The 18,765-nt window shown below is 72.8% G+C and carries 16 protein-coding genes and 1 pseudogene; 9 read left to right on the top strand and 8 right to left on the bottom strand.

Annotated features, from left to right (window positions below; all coding sequences use genetic code 11):
* The coding region (locus CCN29_RS01150) for a threonine ammonia-lyase (protein WP_143661261.1) at window positions 1–576 on the bottom strand (576 nt) is incomplete at its 3' end.
* 175 nt (window positions 577–751) lie between these two features.
* Here CCN29_RS01150 and CCN29_RS01145 point away from each other — a divergent pair.
* From CCN29_RS01145 to CCN29_RS01135, 3 genes are all read left to right on the top strand, one after another.
* On the top strand, window positions 752–1,240 hold the full coding sequence (locus CCN29_RS01145; RefSeq protein WP_006132150.1) for a MarR family winged helix-turn-helix transcriptional regulator: 489 nt from the start codon (window positions 752–754) through the stop codon (window positions 1,238–1,240).
* A 125-nt stretch (window positions 1,241–1,365) separates the two neighbouring features.
* On the top strand, window positions 1,366–1,884 hold the full coding sequence (locus CCN29_RS01140) for a sigma factor-like helix-turn-helix DNA-binding protein (protein ID WP_031060508.1): 519 nt from the start codon (window positions 1,366–1,368) through the stop codon (window positions 1,882–1,884).
* Entirely contained in the window at window positions 1,881–2,129 is a 249-nt protein-coding gene (locus CCN29_RS01135) for a hypothetical protein (RefSeq protein WP_006132152.1), read from the top strand. Before CCN29_RS01140 ends, CCN29_RS01135 begins: the two co-directional genes overlap by 4 nt.
* Window positions 2,130–2,138: 9 nt before the next feature.
* Here the strand turns inward: CCN29_RS01135 and CCN29_RS01130 are convergent, their stop codons facing one another.
* A complete protein-coding gene (locus tag CCN29_RS01130; RefSeq protein WP_006132153.1) occupies window positions 2,139–3,296 on the bottom strand; it encodes a cystathionine gamma-synthase in 1,158 nt (385 codons plus the stop codon).
* A gap of 152 nt (window positions 3,297–3,448) precedes the next feature.
* On the opposite strand from CCN29_RS01130, the gene CCN29_RS01125 reads away from it, so the two are divergent.
* The 3 genes from CCN29_RS01125 (at window position 3,449) to CCN29_RS01115 (ending at window position 6,599) form a co-directional block, all read left to right on the top strand.
* Window positions 3,449–4,567 (top strand): hypothetical protein, encoded by a 1,119-nt coding sequence (locus tag CCN29_RS01125; protein ID WP_006132154.1) that lies wholly within the window; start codon window positions 3,449–3,451, stop codon window positions 4,565–4,567.
* Window positions 4,568–4,674: 107 nt separating this feature from the next.
* Window positions 4,675–5,829, top strand: coding sequence for a translation initiation factor IF-2 N-terminal domain-containing protein (locus CCN29_RS01120; protein WP_031060510.1), 1,155 nt, complete (start codon window positions 4,675–4,677; stop codon window positions 5,827–5,829).
* 14 nt (window positions 5,830–5,843) lie between these two features.
* Complete coding sequence (locus CCN29_RS01115; RefSeq protein WP_086679592.1) at window positions 5,844–6,599, top strand: SAVMC3_10250 family protein; 756 nt, start codon at window positions 5,844–5,846, stop codon at window positions 6,597–6,599.
* Between the two features lie 66 nt (window positions 6,600–6,665).
* Here CCN29_RS01115 and CCN29_RS01110 read toward each other — a convergent pair whose 3' ends face one another.
* A complete protein-coding gene (locus tag CCN29_RS01110; RefSeq protein WP_006132157.1) occupies window positions 6,666–7,706 on the bottom strand; it encodes an NAD(P)-dependent alcohol dehydrogenase in 1,041 nt (346 codons plus the stop codon).
* Between the two features lie 177 nt (window positions 7,707–7,883).
* On the opposite strand from CCN29_RS01110, the gene CCN29_RS01105 reads away from it, so the two are divergent.
* Entirely contained in the window at window positions 7,884–8,795 is a 912-nt protein-coding gene (locus CCN29_RS01105) for a helix-turn-helix domain-containing protein (protein WP_086679589.1), read from the top strand.
* 52 nt (window positions 8,796–8,847) lie between these two features.
* On the opposite strand, the gene CCN29_RS01100 is transcribed toward CCN29_RS01105, so the two are convergent.
* A complete protein-coding gene (locus CCN29_RS01100) occupies window positions 8,848–12,108 on the bottom strand; it encodes a S8 family peptidase (RefSeq protein WP_086679599.1) in 3,261 nt (1,086 codons plus the stop codon).
* Between the two features lie 373 nt (window positions 12,109–12,481).
* Window positions 12,482–13,735, bottom strand: a complete 1,254-nt coding sequence (locus tag CCN29_RS01095) for a L,D-transpeptidase (protein ID WP_006132160.1) — start codon at window positions 13,733–13,735, stop codon at window positions 12,482–12,484.
* 692 nt (window positions 13,736–14,427) lie between these two features.
* On the opposite strand from CCN29_RS01095, the gene CCN29_RS01085 reads away from it, so the two are divergent.
* Window positions 14,428–14,754, top strand: coding sequence for an LPXTG cell wall anchor domain-containing protein (locus CCN29_RS01085; RefSeq protein WP_189404306.1), 327 nt, complete (start codon window positions 14,428–14,430; stop codon window positions 14,752–14,754).
* A gap of 50 nt (window positions 14,755–14,804) precedes the next feature.
* Here the strand turns inward: CCN29_RS01085 and hutH are convergent, their stop codons facing one another.
* From hutH to CCN29_RS01070, 3 genes are all read right to left on the bottom strand, one after another.
* The gene (gene hutH / locus CCN29_RS01080) at window positions 14,805–16,343 is read right to left on the bottom strand and encodes a histidine ammonia-lyase (RefSeq protein WP_086679581.1); all 1,539 of its coding nucleotides are present in this window, start codon (window positions 16,341–16,343) and stop codon (window positions 14,805–14,807) included.
* A 64-nt stretch (window positions 16,344–16,407) separates the two neighbouring features.
* The gene (locus CCN29_RS01075; RefSeq protein WP_203350280.1) at window positions 16,408–17,559 is read right to left on the bottom strand and encodes a GGDEF domain-containing protein; all 1,152 of its coding nucleotides are present in this window, start codon (window positions 17,557–17,559) and stop codon (window positions 16,408–16,410) included.
* 42 nt (window positions 17,560–17,601) lie between these two features.
* Window positions 17,602–18,402: an enoyl-CoA hydratase/isomerase family protein gene (locus CCN29_RS01070; RefSeq protein ID WP_086679579.1), complete on the bottom strand. Its 801-nt coding sequence runs from the start codon at window positions 18,400–18,402 to the stop codon at window positions 17,602–17,604.
* Window positions 18,403–18,584: 182 nt separating this feature from the next.
* Here CCN29_RS01070 and CCN29_RS35495 point away from each other — a divergent pair.
* Window positions 18,585–18,765: pseudogene (locus CCN29_RS35495) on the top strand (hypothetical protein); the annotation flags it as partial.

Below are 18,765 nucleotides of genomic sequence, written 5' to 3'. Positions count from 1 at the left end.
GGCCAGCCCGCCCCCGCCGACCCCGACCACGATCGTGCGCACCTCGGGGCACTGCTCCAGGATCTCCAGGCCCACCGTGCCCTGCCCGGCGATGATGTCGGGGTGGTCGAAGGGGTGGATGAACACCGCGCCCGTCTCGCGCGCGTACTTCTGCGCCGCGGCCAGCGACTCGTCCACCACCTGGCCGTGCAGCCGCACCTCGGCGCCGTACTCCCGGGTCGCGCTGATCTTCGGCAGCGGGGCGCCCTTCGGCATGAACACCGTGGACCGCACGCCGAGCAGCGACGACGCCAGCGCCACACCCTGCGCGTGGTTGCCGGCGCTCGCCGCGACGACCCCCGCGGCCCGCTCCTCCGGCAGCAGTCCCGCGATCCGCACGTACGCGCCGCGCAGCTTGAAGGAGCCGGTCCGCTGGAGGTTCTCGCACTTCAGCAGCACCGGCGCGCCCACTCGCGCGGACAGGTGCCGGCTGCCCTCCAGGGCGGTCGTGCGGGCCACGCCGGAGAGCATCTTGTGAGCGCCGCGCACGTCGTCGAGGGTGACGGTCCGCAGCCGGTCGGCCGTGCTGTAGCTCATGCCTCCAGCATCGCAGTTTCCCCACGGGGAACGGCGGTGTGACCAACCCGCGGACGACCGCTTTGCACAGCCCCGGTACGGTCCGCGCCCCGGCCGCGTACCCTGTCGTCCCATCAGCAGCCCATCACGAAGTGAGCCCCCCGCCATGCCCACTACACCTGAAATGTCGATGGACATGACGCCCGATCTGACCGCGGTCGGCGACACCGGTCTTCTCGACACTCTGCAGCACGAGGTGGCGCTCTTCGCCCGCCGCGCCGAACAGACCCGGCTCGGCGGGGTCGGCCAGGTGCGCAACTCCATGGACCGCGCCGCCTACCTGCTGCTCAACCGGCTGGACAAGGAAGGCCCCATGGGCGTCAAGGCCCTGGCCGCGAGCATGGGGATCGACTCCTCGACCGTCACCCGCCAGGTGGCGCCGCTCGTGGACACGGGCCTGGTCAAGCGGACCTCCCACCCCGAGGACGGCCGCGCGGTCGTGCTCCAGCTCTCCCCGCGCGGCCAGGCCCGCCTGGAGGAAGTACGCGCCTCCCGGCGGCAGTTGATGGCCGAGCTGACCCACGACTGGGCGCCGGAGGAGCGCGAGGCGTTCTGCGGGCTCCTCGCCCGGTTCAACGGCGCGCTGTCCGCCCGGATGGCCGGGCACGAGCGCGGCGACTCCTGACCCCGCGCTCCCGCACCGTGCGCGCCTCTTGACCCGGGGGCGCGCCCTGGCCTGATATGTGGAGGGGTCCCCGTCCGCCGCACGACACGGGGGGCGGCCCTTCGCGGGGGCCACGGGAGGTGCGCGTGCGATCACGGCATGCGTTCGACGACGTCCCCCGCGCCCAGGAGTTCCGGGCGTACGTCGCGGGCGCGGGCGGACGGCTGCTGCACACCGCGACCCTGCTGACCGCCGAGCCGCGGGACGCCAACCCGCGCGCGCAGCGCCTGCTCACCCTCGCCCTGGCCCGTACGTACGCCTGCTGGGACCGGCTGCACGGCGAGGACCCGTACGACCACACCCGGCGCTATCTGATGATCAGGTTCGCGCTCAGCACCCTGCGGTACGGCGGCCGGCTGCCCTTCCGGCCCCCGCCGGGCGGCCCGCTGGCCGGCCTGAGCCCGCAGGAGCGCCTGATCCTGGTGATGCGGCTGCACGAGGGCATCGGCGAGGACCAGACGGCGGCCCTGCTGGGCCTGCCGGCGGAGCGCGTACGGGCCGTGCAGAACCGAGCGATGGCGGTGATGCTGCGTCCCGCCCCCGGGTCCGCCCCCGCGCAAGGGGCGCGTCGGCACGGTGCCGTCATGACCGGGGAGGCGCGGTGAACCGCTCGGACCGCGAGGAGCGGGTGCGGCGGCTGATGGTGGCGGGCCCTCCGGTGCTGCCGCCCGACCTCGCCGCGGAGGCGGTGCGGCGCGGCGCCCGCATGCTCCGGCGCCGCACCTACGCCCGGCGCGTGCTGTGGCTGCTGCTGTGCGCGGCGGCGGTGGTGTTCACGGTGTGGGCGCTGACCGCCCGGCCCTGGGTGGAGCCGCCGTCCGACACGACCCCACCCCTCACCGGCTGGTGACGTCGGTGTTCAGCTGCCGAGGGCCTGCTTCAGGTCCTCGAGCAGGTCGTCGACGTTCTCGATGCCGACGGACAGGCGCACCAGGTCGGCGGGGACCTCCAGCTGCGAGCCGGCGACCGACGCGTGCGTCATCCGGCCCGGGTGCTCGATCAGCGACTCGACGCCGCCCAGGGACTCGCCGAGGGTGAACACCTGCGCGCGGTTGCACACCTCGACGGCCGCCTGCTCGCCGCCCTCGACGCGGAAGGAGATCATGCCGCCGAAGGAGCGCATCTGCTTGGCGGCGACCTCGTGCCCGGGGTGGTCGGGCAGGCCCGGGTAGAGCACGCTCGTCACCCGCGGGTGGCGGGTGAGCATGTCGGCGACACGGGCCGCGTTCTCGCTGTGGCGGTCCATGCGCACCGACAGCGTCTTGGTGCCGCGCAGCACCAGCCACGAGTCGAAGGGGCCCGCGACCGCGCCCATCGCGTTCTGGTGGAACGCCAGCTCCTCGCCCAGCTCCGCGTCGCCGGTGACCAGGGCGCCGCCGACGACGTCCGAGTGGCCGCCCATGTACTTGGTCAGGGAGTGCACGACGACGTCCGCGCCGAGCGCCAGCGGCTGCTGGAGGTACGGCGTGGCGAAGGTGTTGTCGACGACCAGCCTGACGCCGGCGTCCCGCGCCACCTGGGCGACGGCGGCGACGTCGGTGATGCCGAGCAGCGGGTTGGAGGGGGTCTCCACCCAGACGACCTTGGTCTTCTCGGTGAGCGCGGCCCGCACCGCCGCCGGGTCGGAGGTGTCGGCCACCGACCACTCCACGCCCCAGCGCGCCACGACCTTGGCGAACAGGCGGAACGTGCCGCCGTACGCGTCGTTCGGGATGACCACGTGGTCGCCGGGCGCGAGCAGCGTGCGCAGCAGGCAGTCCTCGGCCGCCAGTCCGGACGCGAACGCGAGCCCGCGGCGGCCGCCCTCCAGGGCGGCCAGGTTCTCCTCCAGCGCGGTCCTGGTCGGGTTGGCGCTGCGGCTGTACTCGTAACCGCCGCGCAGGCCGCCGACGCCGTCCTGCTTGTAGGTGGACACCTGGTAGATCGGCGGGACGACCGCGCCCGTCAGGGGGTCGGCGGTGTTGCCCGCGTGGATCGCGAGCGTCTCGAAGTGCTGACTGATGTGCCTGTCGCTCATGCGCCCGAGGGTAGTGCGCGGAAGGGTGTGATGACGGCCGCGGCCCGTCCGGGCGGGGCGGAGGGCCTCCGCGGGGGCTCGTCGGCGGAAGTTTTCCACAGGGACGGGCACCGGGTTGGCCATTCGGGCAGGCGGTCTGGTTCGCTGGGGACATGGAGATTCTGTGGGTCCTGATCGCCCTCGTCATGCTCGGCGCCGTCCTGTTGCCGGTCCTGCGGCGCCGGCGCAGCGCCGTGGGCCTGGTCCCGCCCGGCCACCCGGACGCGGCGGACCCGGCGAACTACGGCTTCGCGCTCCAGGAGGAGCTGGACATCCGCATGCCCGGCCCCGACCAGGACCTGCTGGACGTCCTCGACGTGGTGCAGCGCACCCAGGACTACCGGGCGGCGCAGCAGCTCCTCGCGGGCACGCCCGCGGAGGGCGAGCAGCGCTGGCAGCGCGTGCAGGCGTTCGCGGGCGCCGCGTCCCTGGAGCTGGCGCAGCGGCCCGGCGGGGTCTCCGAGACGCCGGGCGGCCAGTGGCTGCGGGTGTGGCGCTCCGAGGCGCCGAAGGACGCGGGCGGCGCCGCGGTGCACGCCGAGTTCCTGGTGCAGCAGGCGTGGCGCACGGCCGCGCCCGGCTCGGACGAGTTCCGGATCATCATGGAGGAGGCGAAGGCGGCGTGCGGCGAGGCCGCGCTGTCGGCCCCCGGCGACCCGGTGCCGTACATCGTGGAGCTGTCCGTGGCGCGCGGACTCGGCTACTCGCAGCAGGAGTTCGAGCAGGTCTGGCTGAAGATCCTGGACCGCGCCCCGGCGCACATGGGCGCGCACCTGGCCGCGCTGCACTACTGGTGCGAGAAGTGGCACGGCTCGCGGCAGCAGGCGTACGACTTCGCGGAGGCCGCGGCGGCGCGGGCGCCCCAGGGGTCCCTGCTGGCCGCGATGCCGCTGTTCGCGGTGTTCGAGCACCTCCCGGAGGTGAACCTGGTCAGCGGGTTCTACCAGAGCGAGGTCGTCTCCAGGGCGATCCACGGCGCGCTGCACGCGGTCCACTCGGCCCGCCCTGACGACCCGATGCTCGCGCACGTGCGGCACATGCTGATCTTCTTCCTGGTGCGCGCCGAGCGCTGGGCGGAGGCCATGAACCAGCTCATACACGTCGACGGGCACGTCGGCGCCCTGCCCTGGACGCTCTCCCCGGACCCGGCCGCCGAGTTCGCGGTGTACCGCGCTCTGGCGGTCGCCGGCTACGAGGCGAACGGCGGCAGCCCGGCCACCCTGCCGCACTGACGTCAACACCCGCGCGTCGCCCGGTGTTTGTCCGTATTTTGACCCGTCCGCACCCATATTCTTGACCCCTGCGAGGCCCGGACGGGCCTCCGGTGGAGGAGTCGGGTGTGGCGAACGTACGGGTCTACGAGCTGGCCAGGAAGGCCGGGGTCGACACCAAGGTCGTCCTGGACAAGATGACCGAGCTGGGCCACTTCGTACGGTCGGCGTCGGCCACGGTCGAGGCGCCGGTGGTCCGGGAGCTGATCGACGCCCTGGGCGTCGCGCAGGAGACGGCCGTGTCCCTGCCCCGGGTCCCGGCGCCCGCGGCGCCGCCCGCCGGTTCGGTGCTGCGGCCGCAGCACCACGAGTGGGACCCCACGTCCCGCTGGAAACCGCTCCAGCCCTTCGACCCGCGCCGGGTCGGGCCGTACACGGTGCTGCGGCGGATCGGCTGCGGGTCGATGGGCCGGGTGTTCCTCGGGCGGACCCCGGCCGGGCGGCTGCTCGCCGTCAAGGTCGTCAAGGACGAGCTGGCCGACGACCTGGAGTTCCGCAGGCGCTTCCAGCGTGAGGTGGCCGCCGCGCGGGGCGTGAACGGCTTCTACGCACCACCCGTCGTGGACGCGGACACCACCGGGGTCATCCCCTGGCTGGCCACCGCGTACGTGTCGGCGCCCTCCCTGAAGGACCTCGTCGACGCGTGCGGGCCGCTGCCGCCGAGGGCGCTGCGCTGGGTGGCCGCGCAGCTGGTGGAGGCGCTGCGCTCGGTGCACGCGGCGGACATCGTCCACCGCGACCTCAAGCCGTCCAACGTGCTGGTCGGCGTGGACGGCCTGCGCGTGATCGACTTCGGGCTGGCCCTCGCGGCGGCCGCCGCGGCCAGCAAGCTGACCGTCGCGCACACCACGCTGGGCACGCCCGCCTACATGTCGCCCGAGCAGGCGCTGGACGCCCGGAAGGTGACGTCCGCAAGCGACGTGTACGCGCTGGGCGCGGTGCTGGTGTTCGCCGCGACCGGGCACAGCCCGTACCCGGGCAGCGACCCCGTGCGCACCATGCTCCGCATGCAGACCGAGGCGCCCGACCTCGGCGGGGTGCCGGACGCCTTCGTGGACGTCGTCGCGCCCTGTCTGCGGCCGGACCCGGAGGAGCGCCCCCGCCTCGACGAGCTGCTGGACCTGATCGTGCGGGACATGGAGCCGGGCCCGGACGGTCTGTACCGGCCCTCGGAACTGCTGCCGCCGGCGGCCTTCGAGTTCCTCGGTCTCCAGGACGTGTGAAGAACGGAGCAGGAGTGCAGGAAGTCATCTATCTGTCCGACCGCAAACTCTCGCAGTTCCTGCCCGGGCTGCGCTCGGCGTGGCCCCGGCAGCGGGTCAGCGTCTCCACGCCGTTCGGCGGGGTGGAGGTCGACCCGGCGCCCGGCCCCGCGTCCGACCTGTGGGGCAGGCATCTGCTGCGGGTGGTGCGCCGGGTCGAGGAGTCGGCGCGCTGGTACACGGAGGCGGGGGCGCGGCCGGGGCAGTGGATCGCCTTCGAGGCGCCGCTCAACTACTTCGTCCTGGACGGCGCCGACCCGACGATGGTGTTCTTCGCGGACACCCCGGCGGAGGACCGACCGGTCCGGCTGCTGCTGCACGGCTCCGTCGACCATCTGATCGCGGGTCCGCCGGCCCGCGTCACCGACGAGACCCGCCAGTCCGGCACCCTGGTGCGCAACCTCCTCGGCTCCGACGCCAGCGCGCCCGGCGCGCTGCTCGCCGCCCTCTCCGACGACCTCGGCGCCGGCCCGGACGGCCGCCGCCCCTCCCTGGTCACCGCGCTGCACGCGCTGCTGGCCCGCATCGACGCGCAGACGCACCCGGAGACCGCGGCGACGATGCGCGGCTACGCCCGCGTCACCACGGGCTTCCCCGCGACGAAGTCCCCCGGCTCTCCCGGCCACCCCGGCTCTCCCGGCCACCCCGGCCTGCTGGTCGCCAGCCCGCTGTACGTCGAGTACGCGGAGAACGTCGAGTACCCGGAGGACACCGAGTACGCGGACGCGTGAGAAGAGGCGTGCCCGCGACGAACAGGGCGGGCGGGGCCCCGAGGGTGCCCCGCCCGCCCGGACCGGTCAGATCGTCGCCGTGTCGATCACGAAGCGGTAGCGCACGTCGCTGTTCTCGACGCGCTCGTAGGCCTCGTTGATCTCGGACGCGGCGATCAGCTCGATCTCCGCGCCGATGCCGTGCTCGGCGCAGAAGTCCAGCATCTCCTGGGTCTCCGCGATGCCGCCGATCATCGAGCCGGCCAGGCTCCGGCCGCCGCCGATCAGCGAGAAGAGGTTGAGGGAGACCGGCTCCTCCGGCGCGCCGACGTTCGCCAGCGTGCCCTCCGTCTTCAGCAGCGACAGGTAGGCGCCGAAGTCCAGGGGCGCGGACACCGTCGACACGATCAGGTCGAAGGAGCCCCGCAGCTCCTCGAAGGTCTTCGGGTCGCCGGTGGCGTGGTAGTGGTCGGCGCCCAGCCGCAACCCGTCGTCCTTCTTGCGCAGGGACTGCGACAGCACCGTCACCTCGGCGCCCATCGCGTGGGCGATCTTCACGCCCATGTGGCCGAGGCCGCCCATGCCGAGGACCGCGACCTTGCGGCCCGGTCCGGCGCCGAAGCGCTTCAGCGGGGAGTACAGGGTGATGCCCGCGCACAGCAGCGGCGCGGCGACGTCGAGGGCGAGGCCGTCCGGGATGCGCACGACGAAGTTCTCGTCGACGACGACCTTCTCGGAGTAGCCGCCGTAGGTGGGCTCGCCGTCCCGGCCGATGCCGTTGTACGTCGGCGTCTGGCCCTGGAGGCAGTACTGCTCCTTGCCCGCCAGGCAGTTCTCGCACTCGCGGCAGGAGTCGACCATGCAGCCGACGCCCACCCGGTCGCCGACCTTGAAACGGGTCACGCCCGGGCCGACCTCGGACACGACGCCCGCGATCTCATGGCCGGGGACCATCGGGAAGATCGCCTCGCCCCAGCCCTCCCGGACCTGGTGGATGTCCGAGTGGCAGATCCCGGCGAACTTGATGTCGATCAGCACGTCGTGCTCGCGGACGGCGCGCCGCTCGATCGTGGTGCGCTCCAGCGGTGCCTTGGCGGCGGGCGCGGCGTAAGCGGCGACAGTGGTCATACGAAGTTTCTCCTCCACAAGGGGTGGTGCGCCCGGGGTCTGGACCGCCCGGGCCGCACGCTGTCCAGCCTGGGACAACGGGCGGCGCGTACCCAGACTTCCGTCGTGCCTACGCACGCTGTGCCTACCACTGGCGGGGACAGGCACGCCGGGCGTACGAACGGGCACCATGGAGAGATGGACGAGCGAACGGGTGCCCCGGGCGGCGGCCTGGACCCGCGTGCCGAGCTGAGCGAGTTCCTGCGCACGCGGCGGGCCCGGCTGAAGCCGCAGGACGTGGGGCTGCCGGACCTGGGACGGCACCGCAGGGTGCCGGGCCTGCGCCGGGAGGAGCTGGCGCAGCTCGCCGGGGTGTCCGTGGCGTACTACACACGCCTGGAGCAGGGCAACGGGCGCAACGTGTCGGCGGAGGTGCTCGACGCGATCGCCCGTGCGCTGCGGCTGAGCGACGCCGAGCAGGCGCATCTGACGCATCTCGCGCGGCCGGGCCGGCGCCGCAAGCGCCCGGAGCCGCGCAGCCGCCAGGCCCGTCCCGCGCTGCGGCAGCTGCTGGACGCCATGGAGACGGTCCCGGCGTACGTGGTGGGCCGGCGTTCGGAGATCCTCGCCTGGAACCGGATGGCGACGGCCCTGTTCGGCGACTGGGACGCGCTGCCGGCGCAGGAGCGCAACTGGGCCCGGCTGGTCTTCCTCGACCCCGCCCACCGCGAGCTGTTCGTGGAGTGGGACCAGAAAGCCCACGACATGGTCGCGTACCTGCGCATGGACGCGGGCCGGCACCCGGACGACCCGGCGCTGTCCGCGCTGGTCGGCGAGCTGTCCGTGAAGAGCGAGGAGTTCCGCACGCTGTGGGCGCGGCACGACGTCAAGGAGAAGAGCCACGGCGTCAAGCGGGTGCGGCACCCGCTGGTGGGTGAGCTGACGCTGCTGTGGGAGTCGTTCCGCCCGGCCGGGGAGGCTGAGCAGTCGCTGGTGACGTACTTCGCGGAGGCGGGGTCGCCGTCGGCGGAGGGGCTGCGCCTGCTGGGCAGCTGGAGCGCGGACGCACCGGCGCCCGGGACGCAGGCGCGGGCCGTCCGGGACGTGTGACGCGGCGGCCCGCCGGAGGCGGATGCCTCCGGCGGGCCGTCACCGGTGCGGACTACTTGCCGTAGTAGGCGTTGTAGACGGTGATCAGGGACGCGTTGCCCTTCTTGTCGGTGATCTTGGCGCGGAGGGAGACCGCCTTGCCCTTCGCGGGGTTCTTGACGGTGACCTTGCCCTTCGTGACCGTGGTCTTCTTCCAGGTCTTGCCGCCGTTGTAGGAGACGTACACCGCGAGGGACTTGAGGCTCTTGCCCTTGGCGGCGCCCTCCACGACGACCGGGAAGGTGGCCTTCTTGCCGGCCGCGACCTTGCTGTCCAGCCCCGTGACCGCGGCGAACCGGGCCGAGGAGACGGGCAGCTGCTTCTCGCCCGACGTCTTCTTGGACCGGAAGGTCCAGCTCGCGTCGATGCGGGTGGACGCGGCGGCGACCTTGGCGCTCCGCTTGACCGAGGTGGTCAGCCGGTAGGAGGCGTCACCGGACGGGACGGTGTAGGCCTCGTCCCCGAACAGCGGGTCGTTGCGGGAGTCGACCTTCTTGCCGTTGCGGTAGAGGGTCGTGACGGCGGAGGAGTAGTCGGAGGAACCCGCGTGGCCCTTGCCGTCGGCGAACAGCGGGATCCGGCCGTAGATGCCGTTGCCGTCACGGAAGACGCCGTAGGACGAGGTGAGACGCGGGCCGAAGACGGCCGTGTTCACGGTCTCCTTGTACGTCTTGCCGCCCTTGTAGGTCCTGCCGGCGCCGATCGTGTATCCGGCGTCGTAGACAGGCCAGCCCTCGTTGTCGACCCCGCCGAGCTGCTCGAAGTCGAGGTCCCACGTCACGCCGTCGACCGTGGACAGGTACAGCGTGCGGGTGCTGGGCAGCTTCTGCTCCTGGGAGAAGCCGGACGCGCCCGAGCTGCCGGGCAGCCAGCCGTACGCGGAGACGGCGCCCTCCTTGCCGCCGGCCGCGGCACCCATGCCGACCTGGACGGTGGCGAACTCCTTGGCCTTGAAGGCGCGGGTGTAGCCGGTGGCGACCTTCTTCACCTTGCCGCCGCTGACGGCGGTGTACTGCGCCTTGGCGCCGTTGCTGAAGTGGGTGCTCCACTGCTGGCTCAGCGTGCCGTTCGTGATCTGCGGGCCGAGGTGCGCGGTGCGGAAACCGCTGTAGTTCTCCAGCCACCAGCCGTAGGAGACCGAGCTGTCGTTGGTCTCGATCGTGTAGTCGGCCGAGGCGAACTGCGCCTTGGCGGCCTTGCCCGGCACGGTGACCTTGACCGGCTCGGCCTTGCGGGCGTCCAGCGTCACGGTGGTGTTCCTGGTGACGTCCAGCTTGGGCTGGGCGAGCCAGTCGGCGCCCTGCCACTTCTCCGGGTCGGCGCCCACGAACACGCTGGCGTCCAGGACGTAACCGCCCTTGGGCACGCGCACGCTGACGGTGCCGTCGGCCTCGTACGGCGCGAACGACCGGTCCTTGCCCAGGCCGGTGAGGCCCGACAGGGACGTCGAGTAGTTCGCGGTCGCCTTTCCGGCGCGGTCGAGGACCTTCAGCGTGACGGTGTAGGACTCGACCTCGCGCTCCACCGCGGCGGCGGTGCGCACGCTCTGGCCGGCGCCGGTGGCGACCACATACGCCGAGTACGTGCCGTCGACCGTGCCGCCGAGGCGGGTGTCGGCGGTGACGTCCACGGAGGCCGTGCCGTTCGCCGGGACGGTCAGGGTGGAGGCGCCGAGGGTGAGGAAGCCGGCCGGGGCGGCCTTGCCCCTCGGGTCGGTCGCGGTCGACGTCAGCTTCAGCGTGACGTCCTCGGTGCCGAGGTTGCGGTAGGTGAGCTTCTTGGTGACCGGCTTGTCGTCGGCGTGCGGCCACTGCTGCACGCCGAAGCTCAGCGACACCGGCTCCGCGACGACGGTCTGGGCGATCGCCTTGTCCACCTGGACGCGGCCCGAGCCCTGCTCGAACGGGGTGTACTTCCCGCCCTTGGTGGAGGCGGTCAGCGCGGCCTTGAGTTCCGCGTACTTCCAATCGGGGTGCTGCTGCTTGAGCAGCGCGGCGGCGCCCGCGACGTGCGGGGTGGCCATGGAGGTGCCGGAGATGGTCATGTAGCCGGCCAGCTTCTCACCGACCTCCTTGGCGATGTCGTTGCCCTTCGCCGAGGCGGCCGTGATGTCCACGCCGGGCGCGGTGAGGTCCGGCTTGACGGCGCCGTCGCCGAGGCGCGGGCCGGTGGAGGAGAAGTCGGCGAGCTTGTCCTGGTCGTCGACGGCGCCGACGGTGAGCGCGGAGTCCGCGCTGCCCGGCGAACCGATCGACTGCGGGCCCTCGTTGCCCGCCGCGATGGCGAACAGGATGCCCTTTTCGGCGGACAGCTTGTCGACCGCCGCCTCCAGCGGGTCGGTCTCCGGGGTGTCCATGCCGCCGAGGCTCATGTTGACGATGTCGGCGCCCTGCGCGGCCGCCCACTCCATGCCGGCGAGGATGCCGGAGTCGTCGCCGAAGCCGGCGTCGTCGAGGACCTTGCCGTTGAGGATCTTCGCGCCGGGCGCGACGCCCTTGTACGTGCCCTTGGACTGGGCGCCCGTGCCGGCCGCGATGGACGCGACGTGCGTGCCGTGGCCGACCACGTCGCCGGTGGTGGGCGCGGAGGTGAAGTTCTTGGCCGCGGTCACCTGGCCCTTGAGGTCCGGGTGGGTGGCGTCCACACCGGTGTCCAGGACGGCGATCTTGACGCCCTTGCCGTCGTAGCCGGCCTGCCACGCCTTGGGGGCGCCGATCTGCCCGACCGAGGTGTCCAGGGACGCCTTGCGGACCCCGTCCAGCCAGACACGGGCGACACCGGAGGCGGTGCGGTCGCCGTCGGTGACGGCGTCCCACAGGTCGGCGGTGGCGTCCTGCGGGGTCTGCACCGCGTCCGCGTTCAGGGACGTCAGCGCCCGGCGGACGGTGCCCGCGTCGCGGACGTCGGCCTTGGCGGTCTTCGCGGCGCCCCGGTAGCCGACGATGACCTTCAGGCCGGCGCGGTGCGCCCTGCGGGTCGCCGACTTGTTCAACTCGGTGACGTCGAACAGCCGCTGGTCCAGCGTGCCGGACGCGACCAGCCGGGCGGCGTCCGCGGGGACGACCAGCGTGTGGCCGTCGGCGCGGCGGATCTGGACGGGTATGTGCTCGCGGCCCTCGGCCGGCTCCAGTCCCAGGACGCGGCCCTTGGCGTCCAGCGTGACCCGGTCACCGGTGATGAGGGTGATCCGGTGCTTGCCCTTGAGGGCCGTCGCGCTCGCGGACGAGCCGGCGGCCGTGCCGTTCTCCCCGTTCGCCGACGCGGGGCCAGCCATGCCCGCCGCGAGCGCCACGGCGGTCGCCGTGGCGATCGTGGCCACGCATGCTCTGTTGACTTGTCTGCGCAAGGTTCCCCCTAGCGGAGTCGCCGGGCGACGCGAGCATCACCCGGCCGGGGGTGGTCTCGTACGCGTGCGCGCACCCCCCGGTGCTCGGAGTATGCCGACCTGTGATCAAGCGGCTCAAGGGGGTTCGGAAGTGGTCGGGAAGTCGCCGGGTGACTGTGACGTACCCGCAGGAACTCCGTTACGAAATCGCGCGGTTGGGGCGGGAGGGACGGCAACGGCCGATGCCCCCGTCACCGCTCCCGAGGGAGGGGACGAGGGCATCGGCCGTGTGGTGGGGGTTTCCGCCGCGGCGGAGGGGGCGTCAGACGGCGGAGCCCGCCTTCCACTGCTCCCAGCTCATGTTCCAGCCGTTGAGGCCGTTGTCCGGGGCGATGGTCTTGTCGCCGGTGTTCTGCACGACGACCACGTCGCCGACGATCGAGTTGTTGTAGAACCAGGCGCCGGGCGTGCTCGGGTCGTTGGCGCCCTTGGCGTCGGCGAGGCCCACGCAGCCGTGGCTGGTGTTGACGCTGCCGAAGATGGACTTGGCGCCCCAGTAGTTGCCGTGGATGAAGGTGCCGGAGGTGCTCAGACGCATGGCGTGGGGCACGTCCTTGATGTCGTACTCGCCCTTGCCGTCGTCGTCGGTGAAGCCGACCGTGGCGCCGTTCATCCGGGTCTCCTTGAACTTCTCGGAGATCACCATCTGGCCCTCGTACGTCGTGTTCTCGGGCGCGCCGGCGGAGATCGGGATGGTCTTGACGGTCTTGCCGTTCTGCGTGACCTTCATCTGCTTGGTCTCGGCGTCGACGTAGGAGACCTGGTTGCGGCCGATCTTGAAGGTGACCGTCTTCTGCTGGACGCCGTAGACGCCCTCGGCGCCCTCGACCCCGTCGAGCGCGAGCTTCAGGGTGACGGTGGAGCCCTCCTGCCAGTACTGCTCGGGGCGGCAGTCCATGCGGTTGGCGTTGAACCAGTGGCAGGCCACCTCCTGGCCGCTGGAGGAGGACACCTCGATGCCCTTCTGCACCTCGGCCTTGTTGGTGATGGCCTTGTCGAAGTTGATCGACACGGGCATGCCGACGCCGACGGTGGTGCCGTCGTCCGGGGTGAAGTTGCCGATGAAGCTGTTGGACGGGGAGACCGTCGTGAAGGACGCGTTCTCGTGGGCGACAAGGCCCTCGGAGTCCTTCGCGGAGGCCGACAGCTTGTAGGTGGTGGCGCGCTCGAGCTGGCCGCTGGGCTTCCAGCTCTTCTTGTCGGCCGATATCTGGCCCTCGACAGCGGTGCCGTCGGCGGTGGTCATGGTGACCTCGGTGAGCTCGCCCTTGGCGACGGTCACGGTGGCCGAGTTGTTGATGGAGGCGTTGGTCGAGCCGTCCTTGGGCGTGATCTTGATCTGCGCCTCGGAGGACTTCTTGGCCGCCGCCTCGTCGACCTGCGCCTGCGAGGTGTCCTTGCCGTCGGATGCCGCGGCGTCGTCGTCCCCGCCGGAACACGCCGAGAGCACCAGCACTCCGCCGAGCAGAGCGGACGCGGCCGCCAAGCCCCTGCGCCGCCGCTTACCGTCCGTCATCACACGCTTCTCCATCGTCACCAGAATCCCAACCCCACGAGGCCCCTCGCGGAAGCCGAGGCACCTCGTCCACAACCTTCAACGCTACGACCGGGTTATCCGGTTCCCCGAGCCCTATACGTGTGGGCCTCACCACGTCCGCCGGTGCGGAGCGGGGGAACGCCGGTCAGTGCGCCGATTGAGACGTGCCGCCCCGGGGCGTCGGTTGCCTCCCGGGGTCAACATTTCCTCAAGTCGTCTCAGCCGGCGCGCGAACCGCCGTCGGGGGACGCGTCGCCGTGGGGGGGGGACTCTTCGTCGTCGGACTCGTCGTCGCAGTCCTCGTCGAACACGCGGCCATCCTCGCCGCCGGTTTCCCCGTCGGGCGAGTGCCGGCCGTGATCCGGCCTCCCGGCACCGCACGGCATTCACCGCGCCGGACGCTCCGCCACCCCCGCCGACCAGTACGAACAAGTACGTAAGAAAGCCCGTCGTTTCTTACTGTGTCCTCGGTCACAACCCTTGATACACAAGCCCGTTCATCACTGACGACCCTCCCGTCCGGGCGAAACCGTACATAGCAGCACACCTTGGGAGCACCCGCGCCCGGAGCGCAGGAGGAGAGGCGCCCGTGACTTTCCTGTGACCCGCGCGGTTCACTACCATCAGCCCACACGGCCAATTCGCCAGCGCCACAAGGGGATCGATATTCCGTGTCATCCGCGCTCCGTCCGTTGCTGACCGCCACCGCCGCGGGCACCCTGCTGTGCGCCCTGTGGTTCGTCCCGTCCGCCAACGCGACCTCGGACGCCCCGGCCACGACCGCGCCGTCCGCGAGCCCGTCCCCGCGCGTGACCGAGCAGGCGAGAGGCGTGTCGAGCGCGACGACGGCCCGTCTGCAGAGCACCGGCCAGGAGGTCCGCCTCGCGGACACCGGCAGCTTCGACAGCACCCCGTACATCATCGGCGGCACGGCCTCGCTGGCCCTCGGCGCCGGCTTCGTCGTCTATTCGGTGCGCCGGGAGCGCCTGGAGTTCTGAGCGACGCCGTCACGGGGCCCCGCGGACGACTCCGCGGGGCCCCGGGCGTCTCACCGCAGCGGCCCGGTGACCCGTTCCACGGCCTCGACCAGCCGCCCGTCCCGTACGAAGGTCTCCGCGGCGGCGAGGTCGGGCGCCAGGTACCGGTCAGGACCCGGGCCGCCCACGCCGGCCTCCCGCAGCGCCTTCAGCACCGCGCGCGTCGCCGGGGCGGGGGTGAGCCCCTCGCGCAGCTCCACGGCCCGCGTGGCGGCGTACAGCTCCACGGCGACGACCCGGGTCAGGCCGTCGACGGCGGTGCGCAGCTTGCGCGCGGCCGACCAGCCCATGGACACGTGGTCCTCCTGCATCGCGGAGGACGGGATGGAGTCCGCCGACGCCGGTACGGCGAGCCGCTTCAGCTCGCTGACCAGGGCGGCCTGCGTGTACTGGGCGATCATCAGACCGGAGTCGACGCCCGCGTCGTCGGCGAGGAACGGCGGCAGCCCGTGGCTGCGGTTCTTGTCCAGCAGCCGGTCGGTGCGGCGCTCGGCGATGGAGGCGAGGTCGGCGACGGCGATGGCGAGGAAGTCCAGCACATAGGCGACCGGCGCCCCGTGGAAGTTGCCGTTGGACTCGACGCGCCCGTCCGGCAGCACCACGGGGTTGTCCACGGCCGCGGCGAGTTCTCGCTCGGCGACCAGCCGGGCGTGCGTCAGGGTGTCGCGTCCGGCGCCGGCGACCTGCGGGGCGCAGCGCACCGAGTAGGCGTCCTGGACCCGGGGCGCGTCGTCCTGGTGATGTCCCGTCAGGCCCGAACCCTCCAGCACGGCCAGCATGTTGGCGGCGCTGGCGGCCTGACCGGGGTGCGGACGGACGGCATGCAGCTCGGGGGCGAGCACCTTGTCGGTGCCGAGCAGCGCCTCCAGGCTGAGGGCGGCGGTGACGTCGGCGGACCGGTAGAGCAGATCCAGGTCGGCGAGGGCCATGACCAGCATGCCGAGCATGCCGTCGGTGCCGTTGAGGAGGGCGAGCCCTTCCTTCTCGCGCAGTTCGACGGCCCGGATGCCGTGGGCGGCGAGCAGGTCTCCGGCCGGGCGCACGCACCCGTCGGGGCCCTCCGCCTCCCCCTCGCCCATCAGCGCGAGCGCGCAGTGCGAGAGCGGGGCCAGGTCACCGGAGCAGCCCAGCGAGCCGTACTCGTGCACCACCGGGGTGATCCCGGCGTTCAGCACGTCGGCCATGGTCTGCGCGACCTCGGGCCGGACGCCGGTGCGGCCGGAGCAGAGGGTCTTGAGCCGCAGGAACATCAGGGCCCGCACGACCTCCCGCTCCACGCGCGGGCCCATGCCGGCGGCGTGCGAGCGGACGATGTTGCGCTGGAGCTGTGCGCGCAGGTCCGGGCTGATGTGCCGGGTCGCCAGGGCGCCGAAGCCGGTGCTCACCCCGTAGACCGGGTCCGGCTTGGCGGCCAGGGCGTCCACGATCTCGCGGGACGCGGCGAGGGCGCCGACCGCCTCCTCGGACAGTTCGACGCGGGCGCCGTCGCGCGCCACGGCCAGCACGTCGGACGCGGTCACGCCCGACGTCCCCACCACCACTGTGTGCATATCCATATTCAGGAGCCTACGCAGTGAATGCCTCACTGTCACCACCGGACCCGGCCCGCGCCCCTTACCCGGGGGCGTGCCGCCCGCGGAACCGGCGCCGCTCCCCGTCGGCCTCCCGCGAGGGCTCGTCCGCGAGCCGCACCACAGGATCGTCCGGCCCCTCCCGCCCGGCCACCACGGGGTGCGCGGCCCGCTCGGCCTTGGCCCGGTACTGCGCCGCGTCGGCCAGCCGGAACAGCCGCCGCGCCGAGCGCACCGGCCCGATCGGGTCCTGCGTGGACGCCACGCCGCACGCGACACCGTCCCCGATGTCCAGCTCCACGGCCCGGCGGCAGACCTCGTCGGCCGCCTTGACCACCTCGTCGGCGGACGGCCCCACCGCCAGCAGACAGAACTCGTCCCCGCCGAGCCGCGCCGCCAGCGCGCCCGGCAGCATCGCCCCGCACAGCGACAGCACGGTCCCGAACCGCTCCAGCAGCCGGTCGCCGACCGAGTGCCCGAGCGTGTCGTTGACCCGCTTCAGCCCGTTGACGTCGCACACCACCAGGCTGACGACGGCCCCGTCCCGCCGGTGCAGCTCGACCGCCTCGTCCAGCCGGGCGTCCACCGCCCGCCGGTTGGCGAGACCCGTCAGCGAGTCCGTGAAGGCGAGGCGCCGCGCCTCCTCCAGCCGCTCGGTCTGCGCGATCCCCGCGGCCACCACGGCGGCCAGCACGGTCGCGAAGTCGGCGTCGGCCGGCCCGAACACCGGCTCCCCGACCGGCCGGGCCACGTACAGCTCGCCCCAGGCCCGCCCGTGCAGCACGATCGGCGCGACCACGCAGCAGCCACGCCCGCGCCGCCGCAGCGCGGCGACCCGCTGGTGGCAGTACCCGGCGCGCCCCTCCTCGGGGCCCTGCGCGGTCTCCACCCAGGCGTCGGGCTCGCCCCCGCCGGCCCACCGCTCGTGCAGGAACTCGGTGATCTCGGCGAACTGGTGCACCGGGTACGACTCGTCCTCGGGGAACTCCTCCTCCCCCTCGGCGAGCTCCCCGACGTTCACCAGCACCCGCAGCCGTCCGAGCTCCCGCTCCCACACCGACAGCGCGGCGAAACTCCCGCCGAGGGCCCGGCGGGCCCCGCCGGCGGCGGCCCGCCACGCCTCCCGCGAACTGTGCGCGGCGGCCATGCCCTGAGCCAGCGCCACGACGGCCGCCAGCCGGCTGTCCTCACCCATTCCCCCAGATTAGGGAGATTTTCCGCTTATCGAGACATCGAGTCACTCCCCGGGCCACTCCGGCCGCCGCTTCTCGTTGAAGGCGGCGACCCCCTCCGCCCGGTCCCCGGAGAACGCCACCGACCGCCAGGCCGCGTCCTCGACCTCCAGCCCGGCCGGCAGGTCGAGCCCGTGCCCCAGCCGCAGCGCCCGCTTGGCGGCCCGCAGCCCGACGGGCGAGTTCCCGGCGATCCGCGCGGCCACGGCGAGCGCCTCCTCGCGGTCCCGCCCCTCGTCCACCAGCACGTCCACCAGCCCGATCTCCCGCGCCTCCGGAGCCTCCACCCGCCGCGCGGTGAAAATAAGTTCGGCCGCCCGCGCCGCTCCCACACGCCGGGGCAGCAACTGCGTACCGCCCCCGCCCGGAATGACCCCGACGGACACCTCGGGCAGCCCCATGACGGCCGTACGGTCGGCCACGATCACGTCGCACGACAACGCCAGCTCGCACCCCCCGCCCAGCGCGAACCCGTGCACCGCCGCGACAGCGGGCACCGGCAGCTCCAGCACCCCCGTGTAGGCGGCCCGCGCCACGGGCCGCTGCCGCACCAGATCGGCGTCCGTGAAGGAGTTCCGCTCCTTCAGGTCGGCCCCCACGCAGAACGCCCGCTCGTGCGACGAGGTCAGCACCACCGCCCGTACGTCACGGTCCTCGCCCAGCGCCGCACAGGCGCCGGCGATCGAGCGGGCCATCTCCGTCGACACCGCGTTCATGGCCTTCGGCCGGTCGAGGACGAGCTCCGCGACATGCCCCCGCTCGTGCCGCCGCACCAGCACGAACTCCCCGAACCGTTCCTCACTCATGACACCCTCCGGTTAACGCGGGTTAACTTGGCTCGCCCCGATCATGGCAGCCGGGAGCCACCGAGGAAAAGGGTCCACCCGTTCGAGTGACATACGACCGACTCGCCTGAGCCGCACCCCGCCTGGCGCATACCGTGCGCACACCGCGCGCGCCGGGGGCGCACGCAGGGGGGAGACAGACGATGACACCGGACGACACGCGCACCGTCCCCCGAGGACGCCACCGAAAACCCCGCCACCGCCGCGCCCTCCTGGCCGCGGGCGCCCTGACCCTGACGGCGGGCGCGGCCACCCTGATCCACCTGGCGACCCCGGACGCCCCGCCGAGGGACACGAGGGCGGCCGCCCCGCTCCCGGACACCG

The organism is Streptomyces pseudogriseolus, from assembly GCA_002154585.1.
GTDB lineage: Bacteria > Actinomycetota > Actinomycetes > Streptomycetales > Streptomycetaceae > Streptomyces > Streptomyces pseudogriseolus.
Note: the sequence above shows the minus strand (reverse complement) of the source record. Positions and strands in the feature narration are given on the sequence as shown.